The following is a 2,812-nucleotide window of genomic DNA, read 5'->3' as shown; positions in this document are numbered from 1 at the left end:
GGGCGAACTCCCGCACCATCTCGTACAGCCGCTCCTCGGAGAGGGAGCGCCCCTCGGCGAGCAGCGCGTCCACCGCGTCCACGACGTGCGGCCGGGCGAGGAGCCGGGCGCGGTTCAACTCGCGCACCACCGCGCCCGGCTCCTCGCCCGGCCGCACGTCGTGGACGCGGTGGACGCGCTGCTCGCCGAGGGGCGCTCCCTCTCCGAGGAGCGGCTGTACGAGATGGTGCGGGAGTTCGCCCTGCCGGACCCGCTGTGGAACGTGGACCTGCGGCTGCCGGGCGGCCCGCACCTGGGCGGGGTGGACGCCTACTGGCCCGACCAGGCCGTCGCCGTCGAGCTGGACACCCGGGCGCCGCGGCAGGACGAGGACGCGCTCTGGTCCGAGTACACCCGCAAGCGGGAGCATCTGGAGCGGCTCGGCATCACGGTCGTCCACCTCACCCCGCGCAAGCTGCGCGAGGCGATGGACCAGCAGGCCACCGTGGTGCGTACGGCCCTGATGGCCGCGCCCGACCGGCAGCCCGCCGCGTATGTCGTCGTCCTCCCGCGGTGAGGGGTCAGCGCTTCGGCGTGACGCCGCAGAACTCGGCCTCCAGGACGGCCGCGCCGTCGCCCGTCCAGTCGGCGTTGAAGTTCATGGCGAGGGAGTGCCGGCCGTCGCGGGTGGCCTGGGCCTCGGAGGAGGAACCGTGGATGCCGCCCCCGTGACCCCAGATCTCCTTGCCGCAGCTCAGCTTCTGCTTCATGAGCCCGAGCCCGTACCCCGTCCCGGGGAGTTCGGGGGACACCGGGACGGTGGTGGTCATCTCCTTCATCTCGGCCTCCGGGAGCAGCCGGCCCTTGAGCAGGGCGCGGTAGAAGGTCTGCAGGTCGTTGGCGTCGGAGATCATCTCGCCGGCCGCGTAGGCGAGGGTGGGGCTCAGCCGACTGACGTCGTGGACCGGCGCGGCCGGGTCGTCGGAGAGCGTGGACCAGGCGGGGGAGCTCGGCTTCGGCATCCTCACATCGGTGCCGGGGACGCTCGTGGCGCGGAGCTTGAGCGGCTTGATGACGCGGTTCTCGACCGCCTTGCCGTAGGGACGTCCGGTGACCTTCTCGATGACCATCCCGGCGAGGACGTAGTTCGTGTTCGAGTAGTTCCAGCCGGTGCCGGGGGCGAAGTCCGGCGCGTGGGTCATGGCGATGTCGACGAGCTGACGCGGGGTCCAGCGGTCGTAGCGGTGCTTGAGGAAACCCGGGCCGAAGACCTTCTCCTGGAAGCCTGGGTCGGAGGTGACGCTGTAGACGCCGCTGGTGTGGTTCAGCAGCTGGCGGACGGTGATCCCGCGGCCGTCGTGGCCGTTGCCCCGGACGACGCCGGGCAGCCACTTCTCGACCGGGTCGTCGAGGTCGAGCCGGCCCTCCGCCTGGAGCTGGAGGAGGACGGTGGCGGCGAAGGTCTTGGTGATGGAACCGACGCGGAAACGGTCGTTCCCCCGGCGCTCGCCGGCGGTGCCGGTCCAGTCGCCACGGCCGTCCCGGGCCTGGGCGACGGCCCCGGGCACACCGGCGTCGACCGCGGCCCGGAGCGCCTCCTGGGTGGCGGCGTGGCCACCCGCCGACGCCGAGGCCGCCGATGCCGAGGCCGTCGGCGCGGAGGCCGCCAGGGCCGGGGTGGCGAGTGCCGTGGCGGTGAGTCCGGCGACCAGGACGGCGGCGAGGACGGTACGGGTCGTGCGTACGGCTGACATGCGGGCTCCCCTGAGACTCTGCCGCGGTGCGTGTACTGCGGTCGGCGGGGAGGACCGCGGGGCCCGCGGGACGGTTGAGCGGGGTCGCACCGGTTGAGCGGTTTCCGGCCGAACCTCAGCCGTACGGCCGGTCCTCAGGTGATCGACGGATCGGCGAGCCGGGAGCGGCCGACCGGAGGCCGCTCGCGCCACAGGTCGAGGCCGATGTCGACGAGGCCGACGCGGGGCAGTCCGGGGACGGTGTCGAGCGGATGCCAGGCGGCGAGGTCGGTGGAACCGCCGGTCTCGTTGCGCAGCGCACCGCCGGTGATCCGGGCTTCGTAGACGATCCGCAGGCCCTGGAAGTCGCCGGGGGCGCCGAGGCGGCGCAGCCAGCCGCGGCGGATGGAGTCGATGCCGAGGAGGGCGGTGGGCTCGGTGAGATAGCCCGTCTCTTCCTCAACCTCGCGGACCACGGTGTCCACGGGCTCCTCCCCGTGGTCCATGCCGCCGCCCGGCAGCGTCCACCGTTTGGTGCCGTCGCCCGCCACCCAGCGGGCCAGGAGTACCTGCCCGTCCCGGACGCACACGGCGTAGGCCGCCACCCTCAACTCCTTCTTCATGAACCGAGGTTAGAACCAGTACACGGGGTACGTCCGGCCGGTGACGCGGGCGGATCCGAGGCCGACGGCGACGAGGAGGAGACAGGCGAGCGCGAGAAGGCCGAGAAACGACCAGAAGGGGGGCGAGGTGAGCGCGACGATGACGGCGGTGGCGGCGGCGGGTGAGTGCGGGGTACGGGCCAGCGTCATCACGCCCAGGGCGAGACCGCCCGCGACGGCGGCGCCCCAGAGGCCCGGCCCGGCCACGGTCAGGACGGCGAAGCCGGTGAGGGCGGAGAGCAGCTGGCCGCCGACGACCGAGCGCGGCTGGGACAGCGGCAGGTCGGGTGCGCCGGCGACCAGGGCCATGCTCGCGGCGAGCGGCGGGATGAGCAGGGGCTGGTCGAGCACGGTGCCGACGGCGACCAGGAGGAGCAGCGCGGCGACGCTCCCGGCGGTGGAGGCGAGGACGACCCGGGGCCGGGGGCGTCGCCGCGC

The 2,812-nt window shown here is 73.7% G+C and carries 3 protein-coding genes and 1 pseudogene; 1 reads left to right on the top strand and 3 read right to left on the bottom strand.

Annotated elements, in window-relative coordinates:
* Nucleotides 1-556 (top strand): annotated as a pseudogene (locus AOK00_RS30520) (hypothetical protein); the annotation flags it as partial.
* A gap of 4 nt (nt 557-560) precedes the next feature.
* Here AOK00_RS30520 and AOK00_RS30515 read toward each other — a convergent pair.
* The 3 genes from AOK00_RS30515 to AOK00_RS30505 all read right to left on the bottom strand — a co-directional run.
* On the bottom strand, nt 561-1,733 hold the full coding sequence (locus AOK00_RS30515; RefSeq protein WP_079042281.1) for a serine hydrolase domain-containing protein: 1,173 nt from the start codon (nt 1,731-1,733) through the stop codon (nt 561-563).
* 134 nt (nt 1,734-1,867) lie between these two features.
* A complete protein-coding gene (locus AOK00_RS30510) occupies nt 1,868-2,335 on the bottom strand; it encodes an NUDIX hydrolase (RefSeq protein WP_055603449.1) in 468 nt (155 codons plus the stop codon).
* A gap of 9 nt (nt 2,336-2,344) precedes the next feature.
* Nucleotides 2,345-2,812, bottom strand: a 468-nt coding sequence (locus AOK00_RS30505; protein ID WP_055603448.1) for an HPP family protein, incomplete at its 5' end; no start/stop codon positions are given.

The organism is Streptomyces aureus (assembly GCF_001418135.1).
Taxonomy (GTDB): domain Bacteria; phylum Actinomycetota; class Actinomycetes; order Streptomycetales; family Streptomycetaceae; genus Streptomyces; species Streptomyces aureus_A.
This window is presented reverse-complemented; position numbering and strand designations above follow the sequence as displayed.